Source organism: Lactobacillus amylovorus DSM 20531 (genome assembly GCF_002706375.1).
In the GTDB taxonomy this organism is placed as follows: domain Bacteria; phylum Bacillota; class Bacilli; order Lactobacillales; family Lactobacillaceae; genus Lactobacillus; species Lactobacillus amylovorus.
In genome coordinates, this window is the sequence record NZ_CP017706.1 from 1,338,585 (window position 1) to 1,363,842 (window position 25,258).

A 25,258-nucleotide genomic window follows, 5' to 3' on the forward strand; every position below is an offset into this window, starting at 1 on the left:
AACATTTATACTGCTTGATAGATATGATCTAATTCTTTCTCAAAGATTTCATCTGGAGTATGATATGCCAAGATCTTTCTTGGTAGCGAATTGCACCAGGTTTCAATATTAATGATATCTTGAAGAGAATAGTTATTGATGTAATCACCTTTGGGAATAAATCTGCGAATAAGGCCATTGTGTCTTTCAACAGTGCCTTTATCACAAGAAGTATATGGATGAGCATAGTAAACCAGGGTTTTTGAAACTGTCTCCAGATTGGATAAATCCGCAAACTCTGATCCATTATCAGTTGTAATTGTCTTAAAGATGTCATTCCAGTGTTCACTATACTGTTTGCGCAGAGCCTGAAAAGCAGTCATCACACTGGCGGCTGTCTTATCAGGAATACGCAAGATTAAAAATTCACGGCTCATTCGTTCAGACAAAGTTAGCAGTACTTGATCATCCTTAGTTTTATGTCCTAAGACTAAATCGCATTCCCAGTGGCCAAATTCCTTACGATCATTGATCTCCTTGGGACGTTCTTCAATACTTCGGCCAAGCTTTTTCTTATTTTTACGAATGCGATGTATTTTAGTATTGCGCTTTAACTTTTCTGGCAAATCAGAATTTCTCATACCCATTAAGCATTGATCTACATAGTTGTACAAGGTTCTAGTGCAAACTACCTGATCACGAGAAAATTCTCCTAAAGCTAAGCAGCGATTGGCACATACATCAAGAGACCAGCCATCTTCGCAGAAATGCTTATTAACGTATTTGATAAAGTCAGATTTCTTTAAGAAATCTGATTTACGACCGCAATTCTTACGATGTATTTGGTAAGCTTTATCACCTTGTTGTGCCTTATAGCGTTTTTGCTTACCATGATAAAGCAAAACAGTACCACGTTTAACCTCATAACTGATAGTAGAAGGAGAGCAATCAAGCTCACGAGCAATAGCCCTAAGAGAGAAACCGTCTTTAATACGGGTTTGAATAACAACCCGTTGCTCAAATGATAAATGCTTTCCCTTTTGGTGCTTAGGCATAATAGAATGTAAAGAGTCCATTTGTGACCTCCAATAGATGTTTTTGTGATTATTAACATTCTATCAAACAGGTCCAAATGGACTTTTTATTTTTCTAAAGTGTTCAATTTGATTTTACAATCAGCGGTTGATTTCTTTTCTCCTAGTGAGGGTAAACTAACTTTTAACGGATTCGATTCTACCAAAATAGATAAGCATGTCTTACGATCATATGTGAATTATGTTCCTCAAACACCTTACATTTTCTCAGGAACAATTAAAGAAAATTTACTCTTAGGTAGTCGACCAGATATTACAGAAGAAGATGTATTGAAAGCCTGCCAGATAGCAGAGATTGGGTCTGAAATCGAGCAATTACCACTGCAGTTTGAAACTAAGATGGATGAAAATGCCAAGATTTTATCCGGTGGGCAAAAGCAAAGACTAACTATTGCACGTGCATTATTGTCACCAGCTAAGGTTTTGATTTTTGATGAAGCCACAAGTGGACTTGATACGATTACGGAGAAAAAAGTAGTAGATAATTTAATGAAATTGAAGGATAAAGCTATTATTTTTATCGCCCATCGTTTAGCAATTGCACAAAGGACTAATAATATTGTGGTTATAGACCATGGTCAAATTGTTGAGCAAGGAAGCTATGATGAATTAATGCAAAAACATGGATTCTATTATAACTTAGTTGAAAATTAGGAGGTAATTTATGAATAGCAAAGACTATGAGAGTACTGAATTCTATTCTTATAAATTTAAAAATTTTTCAACTATGATTATCATTCCTATGGCACTTTTAGTATTTATCTTGATAATTGGCTCTTTCTTTGCAATCAGACAGAGTACAGTTACATCTACTGGAATTGTAGAACCCCAAAGTACACTTGATATCGCCAATAAAAATTATCATGAAGGACAAATTATTAAAAGAAATAGAAGTAAATGGATGGTTCATCTAGATGATAAAAAAGAAAATATAGTGCATTTATTACCAATAATTAAAGCAAAAAAATCAGTTAATATCGTTACATATTTCCCTGGTAATAAAATTGGTGTAATTAAAAAAGGACAACCCTTACATTTTCAATTATCTAACGCCAATGGAACAACAGATAGACTAGTTGGGGAAGTGAAAGAAGTAGGAATATACCCTGTTAACTTACACGGAAACAATGTTTACGAAGTGATTTGTAAAGCTAAATTAGATAAAGATGTGAAGTATGGAATGGAAGGCAATGCAACAATTATTACAGGTAAGAGTACATATTTTGAATATTTTAAGGACAAAATTCTTAACCAAAATTAAAAAGAGCTGAAAAGCTCTTTTTTAATTGGGATTAATTCCGATTGCCATGATTAAAGAAAACTGATTTGGTTAAAAAGTGTACTGAATAAGTCTAATAATCCAAAATATAGCGTACAATTGATATATTTTTCTTAGTTATAAAAGATATGGGGGAATATCTATGAATAAGAAAAATGTATTAATGCTAATGTTAAGTCCAGCGATTTTATTAATAATGAATAGTACTATTGTGCATGCGGATGGAGGTAATACTTCTCATGAGATTAGTAGTGAAGTAGTATCTAAAACAGAAAATGATGATAAAAATGTTTCTGAATCCGAGCAAAAAACTAGTAGTAATAACGAAGTTGACCAATCTCAAGGTAAGCAGGAAGAAGAACAAGCAATTCCTGAAGATCAAAATGATCAATCTCAGAATACAAATAATCAGGATCCTAATGACGCAAATGAAGAAGATAGTGAAGATGATGATGAAGATGAAGTATCTGTTGAAGATTATGAAAATAATGTAAAAGATTTTCATAGAGTGAAAATGCAAGAGGTGAAAGATCTTCTAGCAGAGCAAAATAATCAAGAACATCTTATGTACATTGGTCGTCCGACATGTTACTATTGTCGACAATTTTCACCTGATTTAAAAGATTTCAATGAAATCGTTAAAGGCAAGCTACTTTATTTCAATATTGATGCTGAAGAAGGAGCACATGATTATGCCTTCAAAGAAATCGGTATTCCAGGTACTCCAACTACAATGCGATTTATTAATGGAAAAATTATTAGTGCATGGGTCGGTGGAGAAAAGACGGGACAGGAGTTATATAACTTTTTGTATTCTGATGCAGCTAATAAATTAGCGGAACAGGCAGTAATTAAGGACCAACCGAAGGATGATAATACTACTGAATCTGAAAGTAATGAAATACCTGAAGTGACTGTAGCAGAAGATAGTCAAACACAGTCTAGCAATGATGTTGCTATTACTGACTTTGCTGAGAATAGCGTGTTTGAGAATGCCGTAAATGTTGCTAGCTCTACTACAGATTTGACTAAAGTTACGACAGGTAATCAAGAATATGTGGCTCCTAGAGCTGAAACTAAAAAGAAAACTATGAAGAAGCCAGTAAAACATAAAGCTGTAGATAATAAAGTTAAAGAACAAGCTAAATCGCATAAAAAGAATATTATTCTAGCAGCAGTTAGTGAAAAACACAGAGGTGTGAAAGAAAATAAACAATTTGATGCGCCGAAAGTGCAAAGCAAGCCTTATAATGCCGTTAAGAACAATCAAATTAGAATTACTAAATTAAAGCAATTGGGAAATGACACTATTAAAAATGGTTCTACTCGGTCTTTACCATCTACTGGTGAGAAAGATAATATCTGGGTTCAATTAATGGGAATGATTAGTATCTTGGTCAGTTTAGTTTTGGGCATTTCATTAGGAAAGAAAACTAAGGAGGAAAAGTAGATGAAACGAATCATTATTTCGGAAGATGAATTATTGTTAAGCAGAATATTAGGTGGGTCAGGTTCTGTAGATGATATTGGCCTAACTGATACTGAACACATGCTACCCTTATACAGTAAGAAAGGTGGTAATAATAAACGAGACGTTTATTTGGAAGATCCTAAGTTTTTCCAAAGTTCTTTTCATAGAGGTAGGTATTAACTAGTAGATAAGTATTGAAAAAATTCTGATCTTTTTATTTCTACCTGAAATCAAGTATTATCAATAATTTCCTTGGTTAAGTTACACTATAATTATTAAAAATGCTGGTACGAATAGGCTAGAAATAGCTCCAATAGAAAATATCGTAATACTTAGAAGGTAACACAAAGAAATCTATGAAACTTGTGATTTTTTCGTAATTACTACACTAAAGATGATTATTTAATTCTAACTCAAGTCTTTGGTTTTGAGTGACTATGTTATAGTCGTATAATTGGTCATATTTTATTAAAGCAAAGAGCGTGCGTATCAGTTTATGCATTAATGTGATGGCAATCTTCTTCTAGCCTTGGCTATGAGAAGATTGTTTTTGTTAGCCATTCTCATAATAAGTGCATTGTGTCTATTAGTAGCGATTAAGCAGACTGTTGACGATAGAATGGGCATTTCTTACATATGTATCACAAAAATTGAAAAAGTGTATAGTTCTTTCTGGTCCGTCTATTGGCAGTATAGTTTATATAATCTACTAGATGTTTTTACTAGTTTTCGGATTTATAAAACAGAATATCAAGTTAGCGTAACAATTAATAAGAACCCTTTGTAAATTACTAATATACGAAAACTTGGCCGATTTGGTAAATATTTTCCAAATAGATCTTGTTTCGTGCTAAATCGGTATTATACGCCAATGAAGGTAAATTGTTTTGTATTAATAGTGTGTAAGTTGAAGAGAGGTAAAACTTAATTCACTTATGAAAATTGTAATTAGAAGTTTTATAAAGGCGAAAAACATGAACAAATTTGAAACTTTAACTTATGAAGAACTGTCAGCTGTTTTCGGTGGTAACGGTGGTAAAGCAAGACGCCGTAGAAAAATCACAAATTGTGCTAAAGCTATTGGAATGGGAGCGTTGAAGGATGGACTAAAATATGGCATTGCAGGCACTGCATTTGGTACTCCAATTGGTACAGTAGGTGGAGCTATATTTGGTGCTAATGTGGGTATTATTAGCGGATCAGTTTCTTGTGTATCACATTTGTAAAAAATGAGGTAACTTTTATGATGAAAGAAATGAATTATAAAGAATTAGAAAAAGTAAGTGGTGGCACTAACTGGCTTGGTGTAGGTGGATCATGTTTATCGGGTTTCATTGATGCGCTCCCTAGCGGAAGTGGTATGATAAAAGGATGTGTAGAAGGCGCTGTTAAAGATTTCGCCAAACAAAATAGACATAAAAAACATAAACATAGATAATATTAAAAAATAGAAAATTCGGTTAATAGATTTCCTATTTTTCGATATGATAATAATGGGGTAAAAATTATGAAAAATAAAATTTTAACCGAGCGCCAAGTTAGAAACAGAAGTATCATCGCTGGTATTTTGGCCCTGTTAATAGGATTGGTATGGGACTATTTTCAGTACAAAACATTAAGCTTTGGAACAGTATTTTGGAATATAGTTGAAAGTGTAGCCTTTGTTATCTTTATGAATATTTTCATGAACTCTTACTATAAGAAGAAAAGTAAAAAGCAGTAGCTTGGAAGATAAAACATAATACCAAGTTAGTTTAACGACTAATTTGGTATTTTTTTATTATCCCAAAAAAATATTTTATTTCTGTATTGCAATTATAAATTATCGTAATACAATAATTATAAAAGACGAGAAAGAGATAGATAGTTTTATGGAAGAGAGGGATAGATATGCTTCCAGAAAAGAAAAGACAGATAGGTTCAATTATTGGAATGCTGATAATGATGGCAATCTTAGTGTTTGCTAACTAGGTGGAACATGGAATGTTCTTAGAATTACATTATTAGTAATTGGAGTAACGGGTGTAGTTGGCAGTGCTATATACAGAATCATCCAGATTTTGAGGGGATAAAAAAATGAAAAAGTTTATTTTGAATTTATTGACAGTTTTTGCTTGGATCTACCAGATAATCTGTGTAATAGGAATAATTATGTGGATCGTTATGGGCGGTGTTATATTATTTGGCATAAAAAATCTAGATTTTCGTGCTGGATTTGAAAGTAGTATGTATGTAAAAGGCGTATCAGTTGATAGCTATGTTGGAGTATTAATAGTTATGTTGCTGTTAATGATCATGATGAGCGCTGCAGCTTTTTTAATCTGTCGATATGCCAGATTAATTGTTAAGAATATCAAGCAAGAAGTTTACTTTGCTGATAGTAATTTGAATTTACTCAAGAAGTTACTAATTTCAGTTGCTGGATATACCATTATTTCAATAATAGATTACATTATTTTCATAACTCACCGCACTTGGTTCGCTAAATCCTCGAATAATGTACTTTATCCAAGTGGTGTGACAACTGGCTTGCTTTTCCTAGCAGTACTATACGTAGTCTACTTGGTATTCAAGTATGGAATGAAGGTTCAGGAGGATGCAGACTCGATTATTTAGAAAGGTTGATATAGATGATTGAAGTGACACTAGATTTTATGCTCTTGAAGCGAAAGATGTCTTCAAAGGAGCTGGCAGAGAAGGTTGGCATCACGCCGGCTAACTTGTCGATTCTGAAGACAGGAAAGGCGCATGGCGTTCGCTTCGACACGTTGAGCAAGATCTGTGAAGTCTTGGATTGTCAACCAGGGGATTTATTAGTTTATAAAAAAGATGAAGAATAAAATGCAAAATCAGTCCGAAAAATGACAGAATTGGACGGTTTTACCTTTTACATGAATGATAGGGATATGATTAATTTAAAAGGATAAAAGATTATTTCCTGGGAGATAATCGCTGAATTGGAGGAAAGAAAAATGCTGTACTTAATTTATATTGTGCTCGGTTTGTTAATCATTTTAGCCGTTAATTACGCCGTTACAGCATTCTTAGCTGTTCATGATTTGCTTGAAAATAGAGAAAAAGATCAATTAAGTTTTGGGGATGCATTCAAGAAATACTTCGCCAAGAACAACAACATTCCGACTAAGTTTTCGGATTTGTTTAATTAGCTGAAAATTTCCTTGAGGTAAGAACAATGAATAATGAAAAATTTGCTCGTGAAAACAAACGAATTATTGAAGGTATGGGAATTGGAGCATTTGTTGGACCAATATTAGCTCTTGTGATGATGTATGTTAAGACCGCTGGTTCGCCTCAACCTTTTCAAATTATTATGTCGATGGGAGCTGGATTGGCTTTCGGTCTAATGTTTGGTGGCATCATGTCCGCAAGCTTAGTCCTTAATAAAACGGTCGCATCAAAGATTCCATGGCAGAAGAAAGTGTTGAAACTTGCCCCTCAAGTTATTGGTACAGGGGTAGTGGTTGCTGCTGCTGGTGTAGTGATTACTTTAGTAACCAATTGGGGGTCAGTTGATATTGTAAAAACAATTTTTTCAACCGATACTTTATGGCAGTTCTTTGACGGTGTACTTCTAGGTCTAATAACCATTAGATAAAAAGCCGAGGGGATAGATAATGTTGGAAAAAGCTAAAAAAATTTACTGGAGCTGCGATTTTTTCTGTTATTGCACTAATTGTCGCAATTTTTAGTATTACTGGTAATGGTACAACTTGAAAATTATGTACCGTTATTGTTATCTTGTTGATCTGGGTAGGCTATACAATTATCAGATATTTTAAGCTTAAAGCAGAAAATGATAGCGACAATTATTAGTATATGTACCACATAATTCCCATAGCAGAAGTTAAAAAGAAATGAATGCCATGAAAAATACTGTTATTTCTATAATTATGATAATTGTTATAGTAATTGCACTATGTTGGTTAGTTACTATTCCCCAGGTAATGCGGAACAAAACATCAGATGGTTATCAACTGATAAAATTTACCAGAAAATCTACTAAGGTATATCCTCATTTTTGGCAAGTATATTGGCGGCAAGCACTGCTGAATATTTTGGATGTGCTTGCATTCTTTGGCGATAATTATTCTTAGATATTCAATCAATATCAAAAAAGTTGAGGAAAAATTATGTTAAAAATAGAACACCTAAATAAAAGCTTCGGGTCAACACAGGTTTTGTTTGATGTTAGCTTCAATGTGTCAGATGGGCGTATTCTTGGACTGGTTGGTAAAAATGGGTCGGGTAAGTCGACGATCTTTCATAGTATTTTGAAATTCGTTGATTATGACGGTCAGATTAGTATTGATGGACATTCTTTCAACGCTAAAGATTATGACAATATTGGCTATCTGCCTGAAGAGCGAAGTTTGATGCCTAAGTTAACTATTTCAGATCAGGTAGTGTTTTTAGCTAGTCTTAAAGGGATGCCAGCTAAAAAGGTAAAAGAAGAATTGCCTGATTGGTTATCACGTTTGGCTGTTAAAGGGATCCCCATGGATAAGATTAAGTCTTTGTCTAAAGGTAACCAACAAAAAGTACAGATGATTGCGACTTTAATTCATCAACCTAAATTGATTATTTTAGATGAACCATTCAGTGGACTAGATCCTGTTAATGTTGATCTAATGAAGCAGCTGATTTTGGAAGAAAAAAGAAAAGGCGCTACAATCATTTTTTCTGATCATGATATGCGTAACGTGGAAGAATTGTGCGATGACGTCGTAATGATCAATGATGGGCATATCGTCTTGAATGGCCCAGTAAATGAAATTAAGAACAGCTTTGGCCTAACTCGAATTTTTGTCAGGACAGACAAAAATGCTACTGAATTATCAGCCTTACTAGGTGTAAAAGATATAATTTTGCAAAACAATGGAATGAAGCTGCTTATTCTTGCAGACGAAAAATATGGTAAGGATATTTTTAACCAACTTTCGGCCGGTCAATATATCCAGACTTTTGACCAGGAACCTCCAACTTTAGACGAGATTTTCAAAATGAAAGCAGGTGCGCGTCATGAATAAGATCTGGCTTGTCGCAAAAGAAACCTATCGTAGAGAAGTGAAAACCTGGTCATATTTGCTGATGATTTTAGCACCGTTTCTGCTCGTCTTCTTTTCATTTGTTATCGGAATGGTATCAGCTGGCGGTAGTGATGACAACTATGTCGGGGTAGTTACTTCTAATTCTGCCTTAAAGCAAGCAATTAAAAAGTCAGAAGATTTTGACAACTATAGCACTGAAGCTAAGGTTAAAAAGGCGTATAAAGATGAAGATATCGATGGCTATGTTTTAATTGAACAAAAGAATAATCAATTAGCTGCAACTTACTATAGTGATGAAAAAATGGACAGTGATCTAAAATCAGAGCTGCTAACGAGCCTAAACACCGCCCAGCAACAATTGAATTTAAGTAAGGCCAAGCTAACGACAAAACAGACTCAGTCTTTAGCTACGCGGGCGCAATTTAAGCAACAAGTTAAGCATGTTGAGAAGAAGAGCTTTGACAATGATCCTGTTAAGCGAATTTCCTTCTGGGTTTTACTGATTATCTTGTACATGCTTGTGATCACTTATACGCAAGTAACAGCACAAGATATCGCTACGGAGAAGGGTACCAAGATAATGGAAGTAATCTTTTCGAGTATGCCAGGTGGCGATTATTTCACTGGGAAGATTTTAGGTATTTTTGGTGAAATTATTACCCAAGTGTTAATTTATGTTGTTGGTTTTGTGGCAGTTTATTGCGCGGCCCCATACATCGATGGCTTTAGCGATTTATTTAGACAGTATAAGCCGATGATTGATCAAGCAATTGGCAATCTGGCTTCTTGGGGATTGGTGTTTACGATAATCGGCTTGGTATTGTTTATTATCTTTGCAGCTTTCTGTGGCGCTTTGGTTGCTAAAAGCGAGAATGCCAACAAAGCGGTGGGACCACTATCTACATTGATGTTGATCGGGTTCTTGTTCACAGTCAATATGCAATCAGGTGGGGATACGATTTTGGCTAAAGTATTATCGTACACCCCATTTCTATCATCATTTGTAATGCCAGCTAGAGTAATTATGGGTAACGCAACTAATTTAGAGGCAGCTATCTCTGCTTTAATTGCTTTAGCCGCTACAGTAGCGTCATTTATCTGGATTAGAAAAATCTATCCAAACTTGATTTTGCAAACAGATGATGTCGGCCCATGGCAAAACTTTAAGCGTAGCTTGAGAGGTTAGACAAAATATATTTAATAGTAAAACGCGCTGAATCAATAATGATTCGGCATGTTTTGCTTTTGCAAGGTTAATAGATCTTTGGTTCTCTTTCTTAGTCATCTTTGCAAATTCTTAGTCAAATAGGGTAAAATGACTAAGAATAATTCCAAATGACGAAGAAAAGATGTCGTTTCAAGCAAAAAACGGCATCTTTTTTGCATATAAATGAATTTTATTGAACGATAATAAATAAAAATGACGCTTTTTGAAGAAAAATGATTGATTTTGGAGGAAAAAGCGAATACAATATTTATCGAGGTGAGAAATAATGCTGACACAAGAACGCCAAAGCTTAATTGAAAACTACGTTAATCAGCACGAATTGTGCCGCGTTAGCGAGTTATGCGATTTAACTGATACATCTGAATCAACTATCCGTCGTGATCTGATTCAAATGGAGAAGAATGGCATCCTCAAGCGAGTTCATGGCGGTGCCCAATCAGTAAAGAATTTCTCGCGCGATGTTTCCCAGAACGTCCGCTTTAGTTTGAATCATGAAGTAAAGATTTCTATTGCTAAATACGCAGCAGAACACTTCGTTCACCAAGGTGATAACGTCTTTATCGATGCAGGAACAACAACCTATGAGATGGTTCCATTTCTAGCTGATATTCCTAACGTAAAGATCATCACCAACGGAGTTGAAACGGCGTTATGCAGTTTAAATCATGGAATCAAGACTTTCCTAATCGGCGGCGAGGTCAAAGACGACACGCATGCCGTGATTGGTCAAACTGCTTTGAGTCAAATTAAGGCGATGAATTTCTCAGCTAGTTTTGTCGGAGCTAACGGAATCGAAGCCAACGGCAATTTAACCACGCCAGATCCCGAAGAAGCCGCAGTCAAGACAGCCGAGATTAAGCAAGCTAGACATGCTTATGTTTTAGCCGATAACACTAAGATTGGCGAACGGAACTTTGCCGTATTCGCCAATACTAAAGACGTTGTTGTGGTAACAAATAAGCTTAAACCAAGTCAAAAAAAGGCATTACCTGCCGATACAAACCTAGAGGAGGCAAAATAGGATGATTTACACAGTAACTGTTAACCCAGCTCTTGACTATGTTCTTCAATTAGAAAAAGTCAACCGCGGGGAAGTTAACAGAACTAACAATGATTCATTTTTAGCAGGGGGTAAAGGAATTAACGTTTCTCAAATCCTTAACCAATTGAACGTTGACAATACTGCATGGGGCTTTGTTGGTGGCTTCACCGGTAAGGAATTGGTTCGTCAATTGAACCAAAAGAGAATCGAAAGTGACTTCGTTACTATTTCAGACAACACTCGTGTGAATGTTAAGATCCACGCAGAAAAGGAAACTGAAATTAACGCAGCTGGTCCAGACATTACTGACCAAGAAATCACTGCTTTCAAGGATCGTTTGAACGACTTGAAGAAGGGTGACATCGTAGTAATGAGTGGTTCACTTACTCCAAGTCTTCCAACTGATTTCTACCAATCACTTCTTCCAACTATTAAGGAAGCTGGTGCTGACTTCGTAGTTGATACTACTGGTCAAGCTCTTCTTGATACTTTGGAATACCATCCATTAGTAATTAAGCCTAACCACCATGAATTAGCTGACTTGTTTGGCGTAACCTTTGACTCAAGTGACGTAATGCTTGAATACGCACAAAAGTTGCTTGAAAAAGGTGCACAAAACGTAATGGTTTCAATGGCTGGTGAAGGTGGCTTCCTCTTGACTCAAGATCACGTATACCATGCTAAGGGTGCTGTTGGTACTGCTGTTAACTCAGTAGGTGCTGGTGACTCAATGATCGCTGGTTTCGTTGGTACTTACTACAAGACTGGTGATCCAAAGGAAGGCTTCAGAATTGGTATGGCTTGTGGTGCTGCTACTGCCTTTACTAAGGACATCGCAGTTAAGAGCCAAATCGATGCAGTATTGCCACAAATTAAGGTTGAACAAATTTCTTAATTTTTAAATACGAGGGGAAAGACATATGAGAATTAAGGACATTTTAAGCCCTGAATCCATGATTATGGAGCTCAAGGCTACTAACAAAGAAGATGCCATTAAGGAAATGGCTGACCTTGAAGTTGCAACCGATATCGTTAATGACGAAGATGCATTTATCAAGTCCATCTGGGACCGTGAAAATGAATCAACTACTGGTATCGGCGGCGGAATTGCGATGCCTCACGCACGTAACAAGTCAATCAACAAGGCTCGTGTATTGTTTGCCAAGAGTAAGGAAGGTATTGACTACAACTCACTTGATGGTCAACCAGTTCACTTATTCTTCATGATCACTGCACCAGCTGGTGCTGATAACACTCACCTTCAAGCTTTAGCAAAAATTTCAGGTTTGTTAATTGATCCAGACTTAGTTGAAAAACTTAAGGCTACTAAGACTCCTGAAGAAGTTATCGATCTTTTCGAAAAGGCTGAAGCTAAGAAGGACGAAGAAGACAAGAAGGCAGCTGAAGCTAAGAAGGCTAAGGAAGCTGCTAAGGCAGAAGGTAAGAACGACGATGACGACAACAAGCCATTAATCGTTGGTGTTACTGCATGTATTAACGGTATTGCCCACACTTACATGGCTCAAGAAGCCTTGATTAAGGAAGGTAAGAAGCGCGGCATCGAAGTTAGAATCGAAACTAACGGTTCTGAAGGTGTTAAGGACAAGCTTACTCCTGACGAAATCAAGCGTGCTAAGGGTGTAATTATTGCATCTGATAAGAAAGTTGACATGCCACGTTTTGACGGCAAGCCTTTAGTTAACCACCCAGTTGTTGATGGTATCAACAAGCCAGGTGAATTGATCGATGACATTATAGATGGCAAGGCAGATGTTTACCACGCAAGTGCATCTGACAAGTCAGAAGAATCATCATCAAGCACTGAAAAGCCAGGCGTATGGACAGGTATTTACAAGAACTTAATGAACGGTATTAGCCACATGCTTCCATTCGTTATCGGTGGTGGTATCTTAATGGCTATCTCCTTCATCGTAGAAAACTACGGTGGTGGTGCAAAGACTCCTGCATTTATCTTCTTGAACAATGCGGGTAACTTAGCCTTCGCCTTCATGGTTCCAGTTCTTTCAGCTTACATCGCTGAATCAATCGGTGATTTGCCAGCATTGATGCCAGGTTTCGTTGGTGGTTACATGGCTTCTATTGCTAACGGTCAATTTCAAGTTAACGTTCAAGCTCACGCAACTTCACCAGCTGGATTCTTAGGTGGTATTGCCGCTGGTTTCATCGCTGGTTACTTAATGGTTGGCTTGAAGAAGTTATTTGCTAACTTACCTCACTCAGTTGAAGGTATGAAGCCAATGTTGTTCTACCCAATTTCGGGATTGCTCTTCATTGCAGCAATTATGTTCTACATCATTAACCCAATCTTCAGTGGGATCAACTTTGCAATTACCCACTTCTTGAACAGCATGGGTACTGGTAACTTGGTACTTCTTACTACTATCTTGGCAGGTATGATGTCAATCGATATGGGTGGTCCTTTCAACAAGGCTGCATATGTCTTTGCATCAGGTGCATTTGCTAACGACCCACACTCAACTACTGCTGCTATCTTAATGGCTGCCGTAATGGTTGGTGGTATGGTTCCTCCATTTGCTACTGCTATTGGTACTACATTCTTCAAGAACAAGTACACTCAAGAAGAACGTCGTGCAGGTGTATCTAACTGGGTATTAGGATTCTCATTCATTACTGAAGGTGCTATTCCATTTGCCGCAGCTGACCCAGGTCGTGTAATTCCATCATGTATCATCGGTTCAGCCGTTGGTGGTGCCTTAGTTGGTTTATGGCATGTTGGTGTTCCTGCTCCTCACGGTGGTCTTTGGGTATCACCACTTGCAGGTAACATTGGTGGTCCTCAACACATCTTGTTCTACTTCTTAGCAACTATCATTGGATCAATCGTAGCCGGTTTAATCATGAGTTTCTGGAAGAAGGACATTAAAGAAGATCCTAATGAATAATATTATTAGAAAAAATATGTAGGTCGATTGTAAAATTAAGTTGAACACTTTGTAAAAAATAAAAGTCCATCTGGACCTGTTTGATAGAATGTTAATAACCACAAAAGCATCTATTGGAGGTCACAAATGGACTCTTTACATTCTACCATGAATCAGCACGTTAAAGGCAAGCACTTGTCATTTGAAGAACGGGTTATTATCCAAACTCGCTTAAAAGATGGCTGCTCTATTAGAGCAATTGCTCGCGAACTGGGCTGCTCTCCTTCTACGATCAGCTATGAAGTCAGACGGGGCACTGTTTCTCTCTATCACGGCAAGCAGAAGCGCTACAAGGCTGATCAGGGCCAAAGCGTTTATCAAATAAATCGGCGCCACTGTGGCCGCAAATCAGATTTCTTGAAGAAGGCTGGCTTTATCAATTATGTCATTAAGCATTTCTTTGAAGACGGCTGGTCGCTTGACGTTTGTGCCAACCGTAGTTTAGCTACCGGGGAATTCTCGCATTATCAAACAGTCTGCACCAGAACTCTGTATAACTACGTTGATCAAGGACTGATGACCATCAAAAACTATGACTTGCCCGAAAAGCTCAAGCGCAATACCAAGCTTCATCATGTTCGCCAAAACAAGAAGAAGCTGGGACGAAGCATCGAAGAGCGGCCTAAAGAGATTGAGCAGCGCAGCGAATTTGGTCATTGGGAATGCGATCTTGTCTTGGGTCATAAGACCAAGGACGATCAGGTTCTGTTAACTCTTTCCGAGCGCATGAGCCGCGAATTCCTGATTATTCGTATACCTGACAAGACCTCTGCCAGCGTCATGCAGGCTTTTCAAATGCTTCAAAAACAGTACAGCGAGCATTGGAACGATATCTTTAAGACAATTACTACTGATAATGGTTCAGAGTTTGCGGATCTAGCTAATTTGGAACAAGTCTCTAAAACGCTTATTTATTATGCTCATCCTTATACTTCTTGTGATAAAGGAACTGTTGAAAGACATAATGGCCTGATCCGCAGATTCATTCCTAAAGGAGACTGCATCAATAACTATTCTCTCCAACAAATCATTGATATTGAAACCTGGTGCAACTCTTTGCCTAGAAAGATCCTGGCATATCACACGCCAGATGAAATCTTTGAGAGAGAATTAGATCAAATCTATCAAGCAGCTTAAGTGTTCAATTTATTATTGCAATTTACGAAAAAAATATGTAAAATAAATAGTTGAATAATTTAAGTTATTATATGTTTTTGACAAAAAGTGTAAAAAAACGTATTATAATAAAAGCATCTTGATGATCAAATCAAGATACTCTGTTATGTTTTGCGCTACCCGAGTGGGTAGCGTTTTTTGTTGTCAAATCTAAAAGGAACCCTCGTGCGAGAGCGTCCTTTCTTTATAATTTCTGATTAATACTAGATACTTGTGATTTAACCTTGTGGTAGATAATTGCCCAAATAATTAAATAACCAATTATATAAACAAATGTAAAAATGAGTAGAGGAATGAACTGCGCTTTGATCCAATTGTTAATTAGGTAAATGATTAGGTAGTCCAAGTAGATGACGATTGCATCAATTAATGTGGCGACGCCTAATGAAATTTTTTCTACGTTGAAAATAGCACTTATTCCCCCGGCAATAAAAGCTAGGATCAAACTTGAAATGATGTTGAGATTTACTTGCGATGCGGGGATGCTAGTAATTATGCCTGAAAGCTGCAAGCCCAGATAAATTGAAACCAAAATTAATGGGCCAAAGCCAGCGGCAATCATACCACGGAGGGCGAAGTCTTTAACAAACTTTTTCATAGGTCATCAAGCTCCTTTCTGATTTTGGCGAAGCATCTGCGTGAGACATAGTCGGTTAGACCATTTTTCATGATGATGTTTATGCCAGCCGTTTGTGTTTCCGCAAAACGGCTAATTTGATAGCGATTGGCGATGCTTGACTTATTAATCCGCCAAAAATGTTTTGGTAATTCATTAACTAATTGATAAATTCTCTTTTTGATACGGTATTGCTTCTGATTATTGCAAATAGCGTAAGTTTTATCGTCGATAATCGTGATCAGGGCTATGTCGTCAAGCGATAAAGTAATTGCGTCCTTATCATCGTAAACGAGTAATTGATTGGAAGTGCCGTTGGTTAAGACGAAGTCTTTAAGTTCTTTGGTAAAATCATTTTCTTGATGAACTTGTGCTTGGACAAATTCATCTTTTTTGGGATTGATTAGTAGTTTGAATTTCATCTTTATCGCTTCCTTTCACTAAGAAGTATACGGTGATTGACGATAGATTACACGTTTTCCAAGGTTATCGGTTGAAAAGGGCAGATAATCGGTATAATAAGGCTTATAATGGATTAAGACTAACGATAGGTGGAGAAGAGATTGAACGATCAGATTATTCGAATTACTAGAGCGCTGAATCATCCAATTCGCATTCAGATACTTTATTATTTGAATGACCACAAGGAAAGCAGCGTCAATAATTTAGTTAAACAATTCGATGTCAGCCAACCAGCAATTTCACGACATCTAAGAATTTTAGAGGAAGCCAGATTGGTAAAAAGCAAGCGTGTCAAGCAAGAGAAGTACTATCAATTGTTTGACAACCACATCATTAAGATTCTGGATGTTTTGAGACAACACGCTAATGGTGAGTTTTAGTTTGACAAGCATATAAAAATATGTTTATATAATGATGTAATTCTAGAAAAAGCATTTAAATTATTTCAGCAAATTTTTTAAAGACTTAAATAAAAGCGATAGCATCAGGGTTAATGAACCTTGGTGCTATTTGTCTATCTGTAAATATATTGACACACCATAAAATCTAGCTTATGCTTACTTTAAATCAGAAAACTTGCTGAAATTCTGATTTAAATGCTTTTTTGTTATGGAGGTTTTATGCAAAAATCTAGAATTACAAAACATATTTTTATTTTGGGCTTACTGAGTGCAGTGATGCTGCTGCTTTCTGCATGCTCAAGTAGCCAAAAGTCTACAAGTAGTGATAAGGTATCGATCGTTGCGTCTACTAACGTTTGTGCCGATATTGCCAAAAATGTGGCAGGCAAGTACGGAAACGTGCAAGCTGTGATCAAGAACAGCGCAACTGATCCGCACGATTTCGAACCAACTACGGCTGATGCCAAGGAATTATCCAAGGCCAACATTATTGTGGCAAACGGCCTAGGCTACGATGACTGGATGAATAAATTAGCTAGTTCAGTTAACAAAAAGCCAGTTTTAGTGGGTGAAGATTTGATGCACCTTAAGAAGGGTGACAACCCCCATATTTGGTACAATTTAGATATGCCAACTAAGTACGTGAACTATTTAGTTAAGCGCTTGTCAAAGTTGCAACCAAGTCATGCGGCTTACTTTAAGGCTAATGGTAAAAAATACCTAGCAAAGATTGCGCAAATTAAGCAACTTGCTAAATCAGGCAAAAAGGACGGCAAGCCAGTTTACGTTAGTGAGCCTGTCTTTGACTATGCCTTGCAAGAAGCCGGCTACAAGATCGGTGACAAGGACTTTGAAAAAGCCGTGCAAAATGGTACTGATCCAAGTCCTAAGACTATCAACAAGATGACTAAAGAAATTGAAGATAAGAAGATCGCTTTCTTCGTTAATAACACGCAAGCAAGCAGTTCAACTGTGAAGACTTTTGTTAAATTGGCAAAAAAGAACAATGTGCCAGTGCTCAGCGTGCGAGAAACAATTCCGAACAACACAACTTACTTGGATTGGATGAAAGAAAATTATCAGAATTTAGCTAATATTAGTAAGCAATAAATGAGCTAATTTAGCGAGTAAAGGGGATGCTAAATTGATCTTAGATGTGAATGACCTTTCAATGAGATTTGATACAACGACCGTCTTTCAAGATTTGAATTTCAAGCTTGAAGATGGTTCAATGACTGCTCTGCTTGGTCCAAACGGAACAGGAAAAACTACTTTGATTAAGATTTTGATGGGGATGCTTACACCAACAGGCGGTAGCTATAAATTCTCATCAGACGTCAAGTTGGGCTATGTTCCGCAATTTAGAAATATTGACTCAGAATATCCTCTTTCAATTCGTGCCTTTATCGAATTGAACGCTCCACTTTTTAAGACTAAAAAAGTAAAAGAGCAAATCGATCGTCAAATTACTGAGACGCATTTGGACAAAATTCAAAATACGCGCATGGGTGAAGCTTCAGGTGGGCAAAAACAACGTGCCTACTTGGCGCAAGCGCTACTCGACCGTCCTAACATGATTATCCTGGATGAAGCGACAGCGAGCCTGGATCCGGCTGCTAAGGAAGAATTAATGGGCCTGATCAAACACTTGAATCAGGAACACAAGATTACTGTGCTATTTGTAACGCACGATATACCGCTGGCTAAAAAGTACATGAGCGATTATCTGTACTTAAACAAGGGGACGATCAGACAAGGAAAGATGAAAGACTTTAAGGAGGATTTTGAATGATGTTTCAATATGAATTCATGCGTTATGCCTTCTTAGCAAGTACTTTTATTGCGATCACCTGTGGTGTGGTTGGCGTGTACGTTGTAGCGCGTAGTTATGCGTTCTTAGCTCACACCTTGTCAGAAATCGGTTTTGCCGGTGCTGCTTTTGCGGTGTTTATCGGTATTGCGCCGTTATGGGGGATGCTTTTGTTCACCTTGCTTGGTGCGATCAGTGTTGGCGAATTGTCCATGCACAGCGATCAAAAGGAATCGTCAATTAGTGCGATTTCAGCACTATTTATTGGACTAGGCGTTTTATTCCTGGCGATTTCTGGTTCCAATAGCCGTTACGCTACGAACATCTTGTTCGGTAGTATCATAGGTGTAGATCGACAAGGTGTAACCCAATTGGTTATCTTGTCCGTCATCGTTTTGTTGATGATCCTTTTGTTGCAACGGAGTTTGAACTTCGATTCCTTTGACCATATCGGCGCTGCTGCGCACGGTATTCATACCGGTTTTGTTGGCATCGTCTTCTTGGTTGCAATGGCTATGTCTGTTGCAATTGGTGCGCAGATCGTTGGTTCATTGCTAGTATTCATTTTGTTAACACTGCCATCATCGACGGCGCGTTATATCGGTAAAACGATCCCCGCAATGATCGGCTGGTCAATCGGCTTTGCCTTAATCGGTGTATGGGCCGGACTTTACTTGGGCTTTATTACTAACTGGCCAGTTACCTTCTTCATTGCTACGATTGAAGTTGTGATTTACTTGGTTGCTTACATGGTTCACGTCATTAAGCACCGTTAAAAAATAGAATCAAAATTATCAAAACGCATTAAGGAACGATTTTCCTTGATGCGTTTTTTGGTGCTAAAATCGAAACTGTTTGATAAGGGGGAGATCTTGAATGAAAAAGTGGATTGCGATAATTGTAGCAAGTATCGCGGGAAGCTTCAGTACTTCTGCTTACACGAGCTACTACATCAACAATACGGATAAAATTGGGGTTCAACAAGGTGGTGCCAACTTAGGGTTAGATGGTCCTAAGAAATATAAGTCTAAGGCCGAATTGATTAAAAAGTATGCACCTTACAAGAATGACGTTGACCAAATTTTGCAAGGCTTGGAATACAACAAGGCACAAATGAAACAAATTTCTAAAAAATTGAATAAACAAGCAGAAGAGGAAACCAACAAGTAAAATGAATAAAGTAAGAAAAATCTGTCTAATCATAGTTGCTTGCGTTTTAGTGATTGCAGCAGGAGTCGTGGTATATCTCACTGTTCAAAGTGGAAAATCGTCGAACTCTGCTTCTGAAGTTGCCACAAGTAAAAATAAGCATAAAGGTTCAAGCACTAGTTCTTCATCTTTATCACAATCATCAAGTAGCGAAGAAAGCAGCAGTGATGATCAAAGCAGTAAATTTGCGCAATCAGGTTGGAGCAGTGATCAAGAAGCCCAACTTGCAAGCTTCATGAACCGATTTGGTACCAAAATGAAGCAAAAATACAAGGAATATAACGGCCAAGAATCAATCGAAACTTTAGCTGGTGAAAAATATCCGGACGACTTTAATGAAAAACGCCCGAAAATCCCCGTATTTTAATGCGGGGATGGATAGGGCTTGCCGTCTCTAACGGCATTGTAGATCTGGTCATTAATGTACTTTTCTACTACTTCTTTAGACATATTCCCTACCGTGCCAAAGTAATAGCTGGGTGACCATAAATGTCCGCCCCACATCTTGTTTTGCTTAATTTCGGGATGATTCTTGAAGAATAAAAAAGCACTTCTTCCTTTGAGTGCTTTGACTACGCTTGAACCTGATTTTGATGGTCTAAAGCTGATAAGCAAATGAATATGTTCAGGCATTACCTCCATTTTTTCAATTTTGATTTGATTATCTTCAGCTATTTGCTTGAGCAGGTCTCGCATTTCTTGAGCCAGGTCTTGGTTAGTAAAGATTTGATTGCGGTATTTAGTACACCAAGTTAGATGATAGTGTGCATTATAGACGTAGTGTTTTTCATAGCCTGCGTCTTTTATTTTGTCTCTCTTATTATTCATAGTCTAATATCCTTTCGTCTATTATGTATCTATTTACTGTTGATTATAAGATATACATAGGATATAATCAAATTACAATAATACAAGGAGGTGAAATACATGAAAAGAATGAGCAGTTTAGCCTATCATTTTGGCGTTAAGCTTCGCTTTTATCCTAGTTCTAAGCAAAAGAAAATCATTAAACTAAACTATGATGCGCAGCGCTTTGTCTACAACTCTTATGTAGGACGCAATCGGACTAGCTACCATGCTAAACGTTATTTAGCTAATAGGCAAAATCGAGCAATGCCCTTTGCTTTTTCTGCTCTTAATAGCTATGAAGTCCAACTGGCAGAAACAGTAGTCATCAATAATGAATTATTGGCTAAGCCTAAGAATATTCGTGATGCTTATAGCTTTTTACGTGTTAAAGAAATTGATAGTCTCGCTCTTGCCAATGCGATTCAAAACTATCAGAAAGCTTGGAACAACTATCGCAAGATTGGTCATGGAATTCCGACTTTTCACAAAAAACGCAGCGACTGGTCATATCAGACCAACTGTCAATATCCTAAGCAGTCAGAAGCCTATCTTGATAACGGGACAGCTAGATTTATTGATGCTAAACATATTAAATTGCCTAAGCTGGGAATTGTCCGCATTGCTGGTTTTAGAAAACTGATTAAAGAGCGCTTGCTTAAGCAGATTCCAACTAGAATTGGCACAGTCACGATAAAAAAGACCGCTGATGACCAGTTCTACCTGTCTATGCAATTAGGCAGCGATACTGCTTTTGTTAATGAATTACCTAAAACACAAAGTCAAATTGGCATTGACCTCAATTTAGATAACTTCCTAACAGCATCTAACGGAGCAATGGTCGCTAATCCACGATTTTATCGCAAAACCAAAAAGAAGCTGGCCCATGCCCAACGTGTCTTGTCTCGCAGGCAGCGCCGGGCAAAAAAAGAAGGACGCAATTTGTGGCTAGCAAAAAACTATCAAAAACAGCGTCTAATAGTCGCTAAACTGCACGATAAGATCAGAAGACAGCGTAATGACTTTTTACAAGTACTCTCAACTGCACTAATCAAAAACCACGATTTAGTAGTTGCCGAGGAATTAAGAAACAGAAACCTGTTAAAGAATCATGCCTTGTCGCAATCAATTTCTGATGTCGGCTGGCGTAGTTTCCTGAATATGCTGGCTTATAAGGCAGATCTATATGGTAAAGAATTTCTAACAATTGATCCTAAATATACTACTCAACGCTGTCATGCTTGTGGCAGTATTATGGGCCAAAATGGTTATAAGAAATTAACCCTTAAGGATCGGGAGTGGACTTGTCCAATTTGTCGAATGCCCCATATTCGTGATTGGAATGCGGCAGTGAACATCTTAGAAAAAGGATTAGGAAATTGGCAAAATCCTAAAATAAAAAAAGCAGCCTAGAAAGGCTGCAGTCCGTTAGCAACTCGCGGACTTAAAAGGCTTTGGTAATTAGACGACCTCTATCGGCAATAGTCAAAAGACTATTGCTGGTAAGTCAAGTCCGTATCTAAGCAAGTTGGTGTTCTGGTTAGCGCAAGCTAACGAGCCACTAAGCCCTAGACTTCAGTCTAGGGTAGTTGACGATGTATTCCGATAATAGCAAGAAGACAGAGACAATCAACATCGGCTGGTATCCATCTTTGAAGAAGGACTATGATTACCACGTCGTTTCGATCTTCAACTGCAATGTTGGCAATCCTGAACAACATATTACTTATTTGTTCAGGATTGCCAACCAGTTGCTTTAGTCGATCAAACCACTAATGGTTCTGACTGCATGGTCAAGGAAACAGCCAACCAAGAAGTTAGAACCTCATTTGCTAATATTTTTGAAGGCAATAATTAAAAAATAGAAAATACAAAAAATAACCAGACTGAATCTCCAGCCTGGTTATTTTAATTTAGATGGGAAAATTATTCGTAGATTTCTTCGATATCAATATCTACAACGTAAGCAGCAGGTGCGCCGCCTTCAGTTGCGATCTTCTTTTGGTAATCGTCATCTTCGTGAATGTGAGCAGTACCCTTGATACGAACGTTGGTGTGTGATGGAACGTCAGCAACCACAACAGCAGCCTTAGAACCGTTCTTCAAGTTTTCGTATGCATGTGCCTTGGTCTTTTCAAGGTATTGTAAGTGACCGTTATCAAGCACCTTCATTGATTGCTTAGGACCAACTTGTGGTTCACCGTTCTTGTCAACGGTTGAAAGGTAAGCTAAGTGGGTCTTGAAGAATTCGATTTGTTAGTCAGTAAGTTTAGTTGCGTCTAATTTTTTCATGTTGTGCCTCCTGTATTTGACTTATTGCCTATAGTATAAGAGCAATTTAAACTAAAAGAATTGACATAGATCAAGAAAAAGCAATTTTTTATATCACTAATCTGTATTATAGAAAGATGCATACAGAAAGTCTATGAAAACGCATTAAAAAAACTGCTCTATTCCGAGGAGCAGTTTCAAAAATGATGTGAGAAATTTTACTTTCCATTAAATGTTATATATTTTGTGAGCTAAACTTGCAAGCAAAACTTTTATAAATTGCAATAATTCGTCAAAATGAGTTTCAAATTTTTATTTTTTGTCCAAAAATGATTAAATATATTATTAGAGAATTTTTTGATGGTGATATACGATGTGGATTAAATTTGCAATAGCATTGATACCAATTATCTGGCTGATCATTTCGCTGGGCGTAATGCGTATGTCTGCGGCTCGTGCTTGTATAATTGGACTTGTTTTAACGGTTTTATTGGCAATCTTTAGCTTTAAGTTGTCTGTACCGAATACGCTGACGGCAGCCCTAGAAGGAATCATCATGGGTATCTGGCCGATCATGTTCGTAATCGTGGCAGCGTTATTTGCGTACAATGTGACGACTGAATCAGGCGGGATGAAGACCATCCAGGACATGTTAGCCACTATTTCTACTGACAAGCGAATCATTGTCTTGATCATTGCTTGGGGCTTTGGTGGTTTCTTGGAGTCAATCGCTGGCTTTGGTACTGCTGTTGCAATTTCCGCGGGGATTTTAATTTCGTTTGGCTTAGAACCAATTCAGGCTTCTGTCATCAGTTTAATTGCCAACACGACAGCTACTGCCTACGGTGCAATTGGTTTGCCTATTTTGACATTAGGTGAAGTAACCAATTTGAATCAAGTGTCATTATCTTTCCTTGTTTCACTGCAGTTATGCATCTTGGTAGTACTTGTGCCATTTATCTTGGTAATTTTAACCGGTGGTGGTTTAAAAGCAATTAAAGGCGTTGGCTTTATTACCTTGATGTCAGGATTGGGCATGGCTATTCCCCAGGTAATTGCGGCTAGATTCGTTGGTGCGGAACTTCCTGCAATCGCCGGTTCAATCTGCTCTACTGCCGTAACTATTTGGTTAACTAAGTGGCATAAGGATGAAAAAGTGTCAGAGGTTGAAAGACCTGATAATAAGACATTGCTTAAAGCATGCTCTACTTTTATTTTGATCTTTATCTTCGTAATTTTGGCATCTTCACTTGTTCCACCAGTTAACAACTTATTGAACAAAGCAACCACAAACTTGGTTGTTTACACTGGTAAGAACCCTAACACACTTTCAATTAGCTGGCTTTCATCCCCAGGTACATTGATTTTGATTGCTACTCTTATTGGTGGCACGATTCAAGGCGTTAGCTTCAAACGCATGATGCAAATTTTATGTAAATCAATCAAGGCAGTGGGCATGACCACCGTTACGGTTTGTGCGATTGTTGGTCTTGCCAAGGTGATGGTTTACGCTGGAATGACTGATGCATTGGCCGTTGCTTTGGTTAGCTTGCTTGGTCAAGTTTATCCATTATTCGCTCCGCTTATTGGTGCGCTTGGTACATTCCTTACTGGTTCCGCAACTTCAGCCAACGTATTATTTGGTAACTTGCAGTTGTCGGCAGCGACTGATTTGGGCGTAAACAAGTACTGGGTTGTTGCTTCGAACATGACTGGTGCGACAGCAGGGATGCTTTCACCACAGAACATTGCGGTAGCCACGGGTTCGATTAACCGCGAAGGTGACGAAGGTGAAATCCTGAAGGAAACTGTCAAATGGGGTAGCCTGTACTTGGTTGTCTGCTGTGTGTTCTTGTACATTACAGGTTTGTTGACAGGTATGATTTAGAAAAAATGATTGATGCGGCTTCTGCTGTGATGGCGGAAGCTTTTTTATTTATCTTATAATTTCTTTTATAGAAGATATTAGACAAAATTTACGAAAATGTTTTTTATGGAAGATATTACTATGATAATAAAACGTGATAAATACATGAAGTTCCTGAATGAATTCAAGGATAATGATGCAATTAAGGTCATTACTGGAATTCGCCGTTCAGGGAAAACATTTTTGATGAATATGTTCATTGATCAGCTTAAGGATGAAGGCATACAAGATGATCAAATCATTCATATTAATTTTGAAGATTTGGCCTTCAACGATCTAAAAAATGAGATGGACCTATATAAGTTTGTGCATGAGCATGAAAATAAAGAAAAAAAGAATTATCTTTTCTTTGATGAAATTCAGAATGTGTAAAATTGGGAAAAAGCAATCAACAGTTTTCGAGTAGATATGGATG

General features: G+C 37.5%; 31 protein-coding genes and 2 pseudogenes. 28 read left to right on the forward strand and 5 right to left on the reverse strand.

Going from position 1 to position 25,258, the window contains the following annotated elements; all coding sequences use genetic code 11:
- Positions 1 to 5: 5 nt before the first annotated feature.
- Positions 6 to 1,055, reverse strand: a complete 1,050-nt coding sequence (locus LA20531_RS06910; RefSeq protein ID WP_099202218.1) for an IS30 family transposase — start codon at positions 1,053 to 1,055, stop codon at positions 6 to 8.
- Between the two features lie 105 nt (positions 1,056 to 1,160).
- Between LA20531_RS06910 and LA20531_RS06915 the strand changes: the two are divergent.
- From LA20531_RS06915 to LA20531_RS07015, 18 genes and pseudogenes are all read left to right on the forward strand, one after another.
- Positions 1,161 to 1,727 (forward strand): annotated as a pseudogene (locus LA20531_RS06915) (ATP-binding cassette domain-containing protein); the annotation flags it as partial.
- Between the two features lie 10 nt (positions 1,728 to 1,737).
- A complete protein-coding gene (locus LA20531_RS06920) occupies positions 1,738 to 2,334 on the forward strand; it encodes a hypothetical protein (RefSeq protein WP_056940559.1) in 597 nt (198 codons plus the stop codon).
- Between the two features lie 160 nt (positions 2,335 to 2,494).
- Positions 2,495 to 3,802 carry a DUF6568 family protein gene (locus tag LA20531_RS06925; RefSeq protein ID WP_056940558.1) on the forward strand — a complete coding sequence of 436 codons (1,308 nt, stop codon included), beginning with the start codon at positions 2,495 to 2,497 and terminating at the stop codon, positions 3,800 to 3,802.
- Positions 3,803 to 4,003 carry a hypothetical protein gene (locus LA20531_RS06930; protein WP_056940557.1) on the forward strand — a complete coding sequence of 67 codons (201 nt, stop codon included), beginning with the start codon at positions 3,803 to 3,805 and terminating at the stop codon, positions 4,001 to 4,003.
- 794 nt (positions 4,004 to 4,797) lie between these two features.
- Entirely contained in the window at positions 4,798 to 5,049 is a 252-nt protein-coding gene (locus LA20531_RS06940) for a Blp family class II bacteriocin (RefSeq protein ID WP_005726423.1), read from the forward strand.
- A gap of 17 nt (positions 5,050 to 5,066) precedes the next feature.
- A complete protein-coding gene (locus tag LA20531_RS06945; protein ID WP_005721006.1) occupies positions 5,067 to 5,261 on the forward strand; it encodes a bacteriocin in 195 nt (64 codons plus the stop codon).
- Between the two features lie 69 nt (positions 5,262 to 5,330).
- Positions 5,331 to 5,546 carry a hypothetical protein gene (locus LA20531_RS06950; protein ID WP_005721007.1) on the forward strand — a complete coding sequence of 72 codons (216 nt, stop codon included), beginning with the start codon at positions 5,331 to 5,333 and terminating at the stop codon, positions 5,544 to 5,546.
- 353 nt (positions 5,547 to 5,899) lie between these two features.
- The gene (locus tag LA20531_RS06960) at positions 5,900 to 6,439 is read left to right on the forward strand and encodes a hypothetical protein (protein WP_056940556.1); all 540 of its coding nucleotides are present in this window, start codon (positions 5,900 to 5,902) and stop codon (positions 6,437 to 6,439) included.
- 14 nt (positions 6,440 to 6,453) lie between these two features.
- Positions 6,454 to 6,663: a helix-turn-helix domain-containing protein gene (locus tag LA20531_RS06965; protein WP_003549779.1), complete on the forward strand. Its 210-nt coding sequence runs from the start codon at positions 6,454 to 6,456 to the stop codon at positions 6,661 to 6,663.
- Between the two features lie 132 nt (positions 6,664 to 6,795).
- The gene (locus tag LA20531_RS06970; RefSeq protein WP_013642485.1) at positions 6,796 to 6,990 is read left to right on the forward strand and encodes a hypothetical protein; all 195 of its coding nucleotides are present in this window, start codon (positions 6,796 to 6,798) and stop codon (positions 6,988 to 6,990) included.
- 26 nt (positions 6,991 to 7,016) lie between these two features.
- Positions 7,017 to 7,439: a hypothetical protein gene (locus LA20531_RS06975; RefSeq protein ID WP_013642484.1), complete on the forward strand. Its 423-nt coding sequence runs from the start codon at positions 7,017 to 7,019 to the stop codon at positions 7,437 to 7,439.
- A gap of 349 nt (positions 7,440 to 7,788) precedes the next feature.
- Positions 7,789 to 7,938, forward strand: a complete 150-nt coding sequence (locus LA20531_RS11625; protein ID WP_236943745.1) for a hypothetical protein — start codon at positions 7,789 to 7,791, stop codon at positions 7,936 to 7,938.
- A 36-nt stretch (positions 7,939 to 7,974) separates the two neighbouring features.
- Entirely contained in the window at positions 7,975 to 8,871 is an 897-nt protein-coding gene (locus LA20531_RS06990; RefSeq protein WP_013642482.1) for an ABC transporter ATP-binding protein, read from the forward strand.
- Positions 8,864 to 10,078 carry an ABC transporter permease gene (locus tag LA20531_RS06995; RefSeq protein WP_056940555.1) on the forward strand — a complete coding sequence of 405 codons (1,215 nt, stop codon included), beginning with the start codon at positions 8,864 to 8,866 and terminating at the stop codon, positions 10,076 to 10,078. Before LA20531_RS06990 ends, LA20531_RS06995 begins: the two co-directional genes overlap by 8 nt.
- Before the next feature lie 307 nt (positions 10,079 to 10,385).
- Positions 10,386 to 11,141, forward strand: a complete 756-nt coding sequence (locus LA20531_RS07000) for a DeoR/GlpR family DNA-binding transcription regulator (protein ID WP_056940554.1) — start codon at positions 10,386 to 10,388, stop codon at positions 11,139 to 11,141.
- A 1-nt stretch (position 11,142) separates the two neighbouring features.
- Positions 11,143 to 12,057 carry a 1-phosphofructokinase gene (gene pfkB, locus LA20531_RS07005; RefSeq protein WP_056940553.1) on the forward strand — a complete coding sequence of 305 codons (915 nt, stop codon included), beginning with the start codon at positions 11,143 to 11,145 and terminating at the stop codon, positions 12,055 to 12,057.
- A 25-nt stretch (positions 12,058 to 12,082) separates the two neighbouring features.
- Positions 12,083 to 14,086, forward strand: coding sequence for a PTS fructose transporter subunit IIABC (locus LA20531_RS07010; protein WP_056940552.1), 2,004 nt, complete (start codon positions 12,083 to 12,085; stop codon positions 14,084 to 14,086).
- 126 nt (positions 14,087 to 14,212) lie between these two features.
- Complete coding sequence (locus LA20531_RS07015; protein ID WP_056940756.1) at positions 14,213 to 15,262, forward strand: IS30 family transposase; 1,050 nt, start codon at positions 14,213 to 14,215, stop codon at positions 15,260 to 15,262.
- Positions 15,263 to 15,485: 223 nt separating this feature from the next.
- Here LA20531_RS07015 and LA20531_RS07020 read toward each other — a convergent pair whose 3' ends face one another.
- Together LA20531_RS07020 and LA20531_RS07025 are read right to left on the reverse strand one after the other, a co-directional pair.
- Positions 15,486 to 15,899, reverse strand: coding sequence for a DUF3021 domain-containing protein (locus LA20531_RS07020; RefSeq protein WP_056940701.1), 414 nt, complete (start codon positions 15,897 to 15,899; stop codon positions 15,486 to 15,488).
- Positions 15,896 to 16,339 carry a LytTR family DNA-binding domain-containing protein gene (locus LA20531_RS07025; RefSeq protein WP_056940702.1) on the reverse strand — a complete coding sequence of 148 codons (444 nt, stop codon included), beginning with the start codon at positions 16,337 to 16,339 and terminating at the stop codon, positions 15,896 to 15,898. Before LA20531_RS07025 ends, LA20531_RS07020 begins: the two co-directional genes overlap by 4 nt.
- Before the next feature lie 141 nt (positions 16,340 to 16,480).
- On the opposite strand from LA20531_RS07025, the gene LA20531_RS07030 reads away from it, so the two are divergent.
- From LA20531_RS07030 to LA20531_RS07055, 6 genes are all read left to right on the forward strand, one after another.
- Entirely contained in the window at positions 16,481 to 16,759 is a 279-nt protein-coding gene (locus LA20531_RS07030) for an ArsR/SmtB family transcription factor (RefSeq protein WP_013438654.1), read from the forward strand.
- Positions 16,760 to 16,999: 240 nt separating this feature from the next.
- Positions 17,000 to 17,890: a metal ABC transporter solute-binding protein, Zn/Mn family gene (locus LA20531_RS07035; RefSeq protein WP_056940703.1), complete on the forward strand. Its 891-nt coding sequence runs from the start codon at positions 17,000 to 17,002 to the stop codon at positions 17,888 to 17,890.
- Positions 17,891 to 17,924: 34 nt separating this feature from the next.
- A complete protein-coding gene (locus LA20531_RS07040) occupies positions 17,925 to 18,572 on the forward strand; it encodes a metal ABC transporter ATP-binding protein (protein ID WP_056940704.1) in 648 nt (215 codons plus the stop codon).
- Positions 18,572 to 19,366 carry a metal ABC transporter permease gene (locus LA20531_RS07045; RefSeq protein ID WP_013642476.1) on the forward strand — a complete coding sequence of 265 codons (795 nt, stop codon included), beginning with the start codon at positions 18,572 to 18,574 and terminating at the stop codon, positions 19,364 to 19,366. The genes LA20531_RS07040 and LA20531_RS07045 overlap by 1 nt, the downstream gene beginning before the upstream one ends.
- Before the next feature lie 100 nt (positions 19,367 to 19,466).
- Positions 19,467 to 19,760 carry a hypothetical protein gene (locus tag LA20531_RS07050; RefSeq protein ID WP_056940705.1) on the forward strand — a complete coding sequence of 98 codons (294 nt, stop codon included), beginning with the start codon at positions 19,467 to 19,469 and terminating at the stop codon, positions 19,758 to 19,760.
- Between the two features lies 1 nt (position 19,761).
- Complete coding sequence (locus LA20531_RS07055) at positions 19,762 to 20,166, forward strand: DUF4767 domain-containing protein (RefSeq protein WP_056940706.1); 405 nt, start codon at positions 19,762 to 19,764, stop codon at positions 20,164 to 20,166.
- Here the strand turns inward: LA20531_RS07055 and tnpA are convergent.
- Positions 20,163 to 20,627, reverse strand: a complete 465-nt coding sequence (gene tnpA / locus LA20531_RS07060) for an IS200/IS605 family transposase (protein WP_099202278.1) — start codon at positions 20,625 to 20,627, stop codon at positions 20,163 to 20,165. The genes LA20531_RS07055 and tnpA overlap by 4 nt on opposite strands.
- 99 nt (positions 20,628 to 20,726) lie before the next feature.
- Here tnpA and LA20531_RS07065 point away from each other — a divergent pair, with 99 nt between their 5' ends.
- Both LA20531_RS07065 and LA20531_RS11995 read left to right on the forward strand, forming a co-directional pair.
- Entirely contained in the window at positions 20,727 to 22,058 is a 1,332-nt protein-coding gene (locus LA20531_RS07065; protein WP_099202315.1) for an RNA-guided endonuclease InsQ/TnpB family protein, read from the forward strand.
- A 182-nt stretch (positions 22,059 to 22,240) separates the two neighbouring features.
- Positions 22,241 to 22,503, forward strand: a pseudogene (locus LA20531_RS11995) (DUF4767 domain-containing protein).
- 68 nt (positions 22,504 to 22,571) lie between these two features.
- On the opposite strand, the gene LA20531_RS07075 reads toward LA20531_RS11995, so the two are convergent.
- Positions 22,572 to 22,898 (reverse strand): pyridoxamine 5'-phosphate oxidase family protein, encoded by a 327-nt coding sequence (locus LA20531_RS07075; protein WP_236704200.1) that lies wholly within the window; start codon positions 22,896 to 22,898, stop codon positions 22,572 to 22,574.
- 391 nt (positions 22,899 to 23,289) lie between these two features.
- On the opposite strand from LA20531_RS07075, the gene LA20531_RS07080 reads away from it, so the two are divergent.
- Together LA20531_RS07080 and LA20531_RS07085 are read left to right on the forward strand one after the other, a co-directional pair.
- Positions 23,290 to 24,804, forward strand: coding sequence for an L-lactate permease (locus LA20531_RS07080; protein WP_056940737.1), 1,515 nt, complete (start codon positions 23,290 to 23,292; stop codon positions 24,802 to 24,804).
- A 105-nt stretch (positions 24,805 to 24,909) separates the two neighbouring features.
- Entirely contained in the window at positions 24,910 to 25,215 is a 306-nt protein-coding gene (locus LA20531_RS07085; protein WP_162252734.1) for an AAA family ATPase, read from the forward strand.
- Positions 25,216 to 25,258 lie beyond the last annotated feature (43 nt).

Excerpts from the sequence above, each read along its gene's own strand:
- LA20531_RS06910 (WP_099202218.1), bottom strand. The coding sequence starts at position 1,055 with ATGGACTCTTTACATTCTATTATGCCTAAGCACCAAAAGGGAAAGCAT.
- LA20531_RS06920 (WP_056940559.1), top strand. The coding sequence starts at position 1,738 with ATGAATAGCAAAGACTATGAGAGTACTGAATTCTATTCTTATAAATTT.
- LA20531_RS06925 (WP_056940558.1), top strand. The coding sequence starts at position 2,495 with ATGAATAAGAAAAATGTATTAATGCTAATGTTAAGTCCAGCGATTTTA.
- LA20531_RS06930 (WP_056940557.1), top strand. The coding sequence starts at position 3,803 with ATGAAACGAATCATTATTTCGGAAGATGAATTATTGTTAAGCAGAATA.
- LA20531_RS06940 (WP_005726423.1), top strand. The coding sequence starts at position 4,798 with ATGAACAAATTTGAAACTTTAACTTATGAAGAACTGTCAGCTGTTTTC.
- LA20531_RS06945 (WP_005721006.1), top strand. The coding sequence starts at position 5,067 with ATGATGAAAGAAATGAATTATAAAGAATTAGAAAAAGTAAGTGGTGGC.
- LA20531_RS06950 (WP_005721007.1), top strand. The coding sequence starts at position 5,331 with ATGAAAAATAAAATTTTAACCGAGCGCCAAGTTAGAAACAGAAGTATC.
- LA20531_RS06960 (WP_056940556.1), top strand. The coding sequence starts at position 5,900 with ATGAAAAAGTTTATTTTGAATTTATTGACAGTTTTTGCTTGGATCTAC.
- LA20531_RS06965 (WP_003549779.1), top strand. The coding sequence starts at position 6,454 with ATGATTGAAGTGACACTAGATTTTATGCTCTTGAAGCGAAAGATGTCT.
- LA20531_RS06970 (WP_013642485.1), top strand. The coding sequence starts at position 6,796 with ATGCTGTACTTAATTTATATTGTGCTCGGTTTGTTAATCATTTTAGCC.
- LA20531_RS06975 (WP_013642484.1), top strand. The coding sequence starts at position 7,017 with ATGAATAATGAAAAATTTGCTCGTGAAAACAAACGAATTATTGAAGGT.
- LA20531_RS11625 (WP_236943745.1), top strand. The coding sequence starts at position 7,789 with ATGCGGAACAAAACATCAGATGGTTATCAACTGATAAAATTTACCAGA.
- LA20531_RS06990 (WP_013642482.1), top strand. The coding sequence starts at position 7,975 with ATGTTAAAAATAGAACACCTAAATAAAAGCTTCGGGTCAACACAGGTT.
- LA20531_RS06995 (WP_056940555.1), top strand. The coding sequence starts at position 8,864 with ATGAATAAGATCTGGCTTGTCGCAAAAGAAACCTATCGTAGAGAAGTG.
- LA20531_RS07000 (WP_056940554.1), top strand. The coding sequence starts at position 10,386 with ATGCTGACACAAGAACGCCAAAGCTTAATTGAAAACTACGTTAATCAG.
- pfkB (WP_056940553.1), top strand. The coding sequence starts at position 11,143 with ATGATTTACACAGTAACTGTTAACCCAGCTCTTGACTATGTTCTTCAA.
- LA20531_RS07010 (WP_056940552.1), top strand. The coding sequence starts at position 12,083 with ATGAGAATTAAGGACATTTTAAGCCCTGAATCCATGATTATGGAGCTC.
- LA20531_RS07015 (WP_056940756.1), top strand. The coding sequence starts at position 14,213 with ATGGACTCTTTACATTCTACCATGAATCAGCACGTTAAAGGCAAGCAC.
- LA20531_RS07020 (WP_056940701.1), bottom strand. The coding sequence starts at position 15,899 with ATGAAAAAGTTTGTTAAAGACTTCGCCCTCCGTGGTATGATTGCCGCT.
- LA20531_RS07025 (WP_056940702.1), bottom strand. The coding sequence starts at position 16,339 with ATGAAATTCAAACTACTAATCAATCCCAAAAAAGATGAATTTGTCCAA.
- LA20531_RS07035 (WP_056940703.1), top strand. The coding sequence starts at position 17,000 with ATGCAAAAATCTAGAATTACAAAACATATTTTTATTTTGGGCTTACTG.
- LA20531_RS07045 (WP_013642476.1), top strand. The coding sequence starts at position 18,572 with ATGTTTCAATATGAATTCATGCGTTATGCCTTCTTAGCAAGTACTTTT.
- LA20531_RS07050 (WP_056940705.1), top strand. The coding sequence starts at position 19,467 with ATGAAAAAGTGGATTGCGATAATTGTAGCAAGTATCGCGGGAAGCTTC.
- LA20531_RS07055 (WP_056940706.1), top strand. The coding sequence starts at position 19,762 with ATGAATAAAGTAAGAAAAATCTGTCTAATCATAGTTGCTTGCGTTTTA.
- tnpA (WP_099202278.1), bottom strand. The coding sequence starts at position 20,627 with ATGAATAATAAGAGAGACAAAATAAAAGACGCAGGCTATGAAAAACAC.
- LA20531_RS07065 (WP_099202315.1), top strand. The coding sequence starts at position 20,727 with ATGAAAAGAATGAGCAGTTTAGCCTATCATTTTGGCGTTAAGCTTCGC.
- LA20531_RS07080 (WP_056940737.1), top strand. The coding sequence starts at position 23,290 with ATGTGGATTAAATTTGCAATAGCATTGATACCAATTATCTGGCTGATC.
- LA20531_RS07085 (WP_162252734.1), top strand. The coding sequence starts at position 24,910 with ATGGAAGATATTACTATGATAATAAAACGTGATAAATACATGAAGTTC.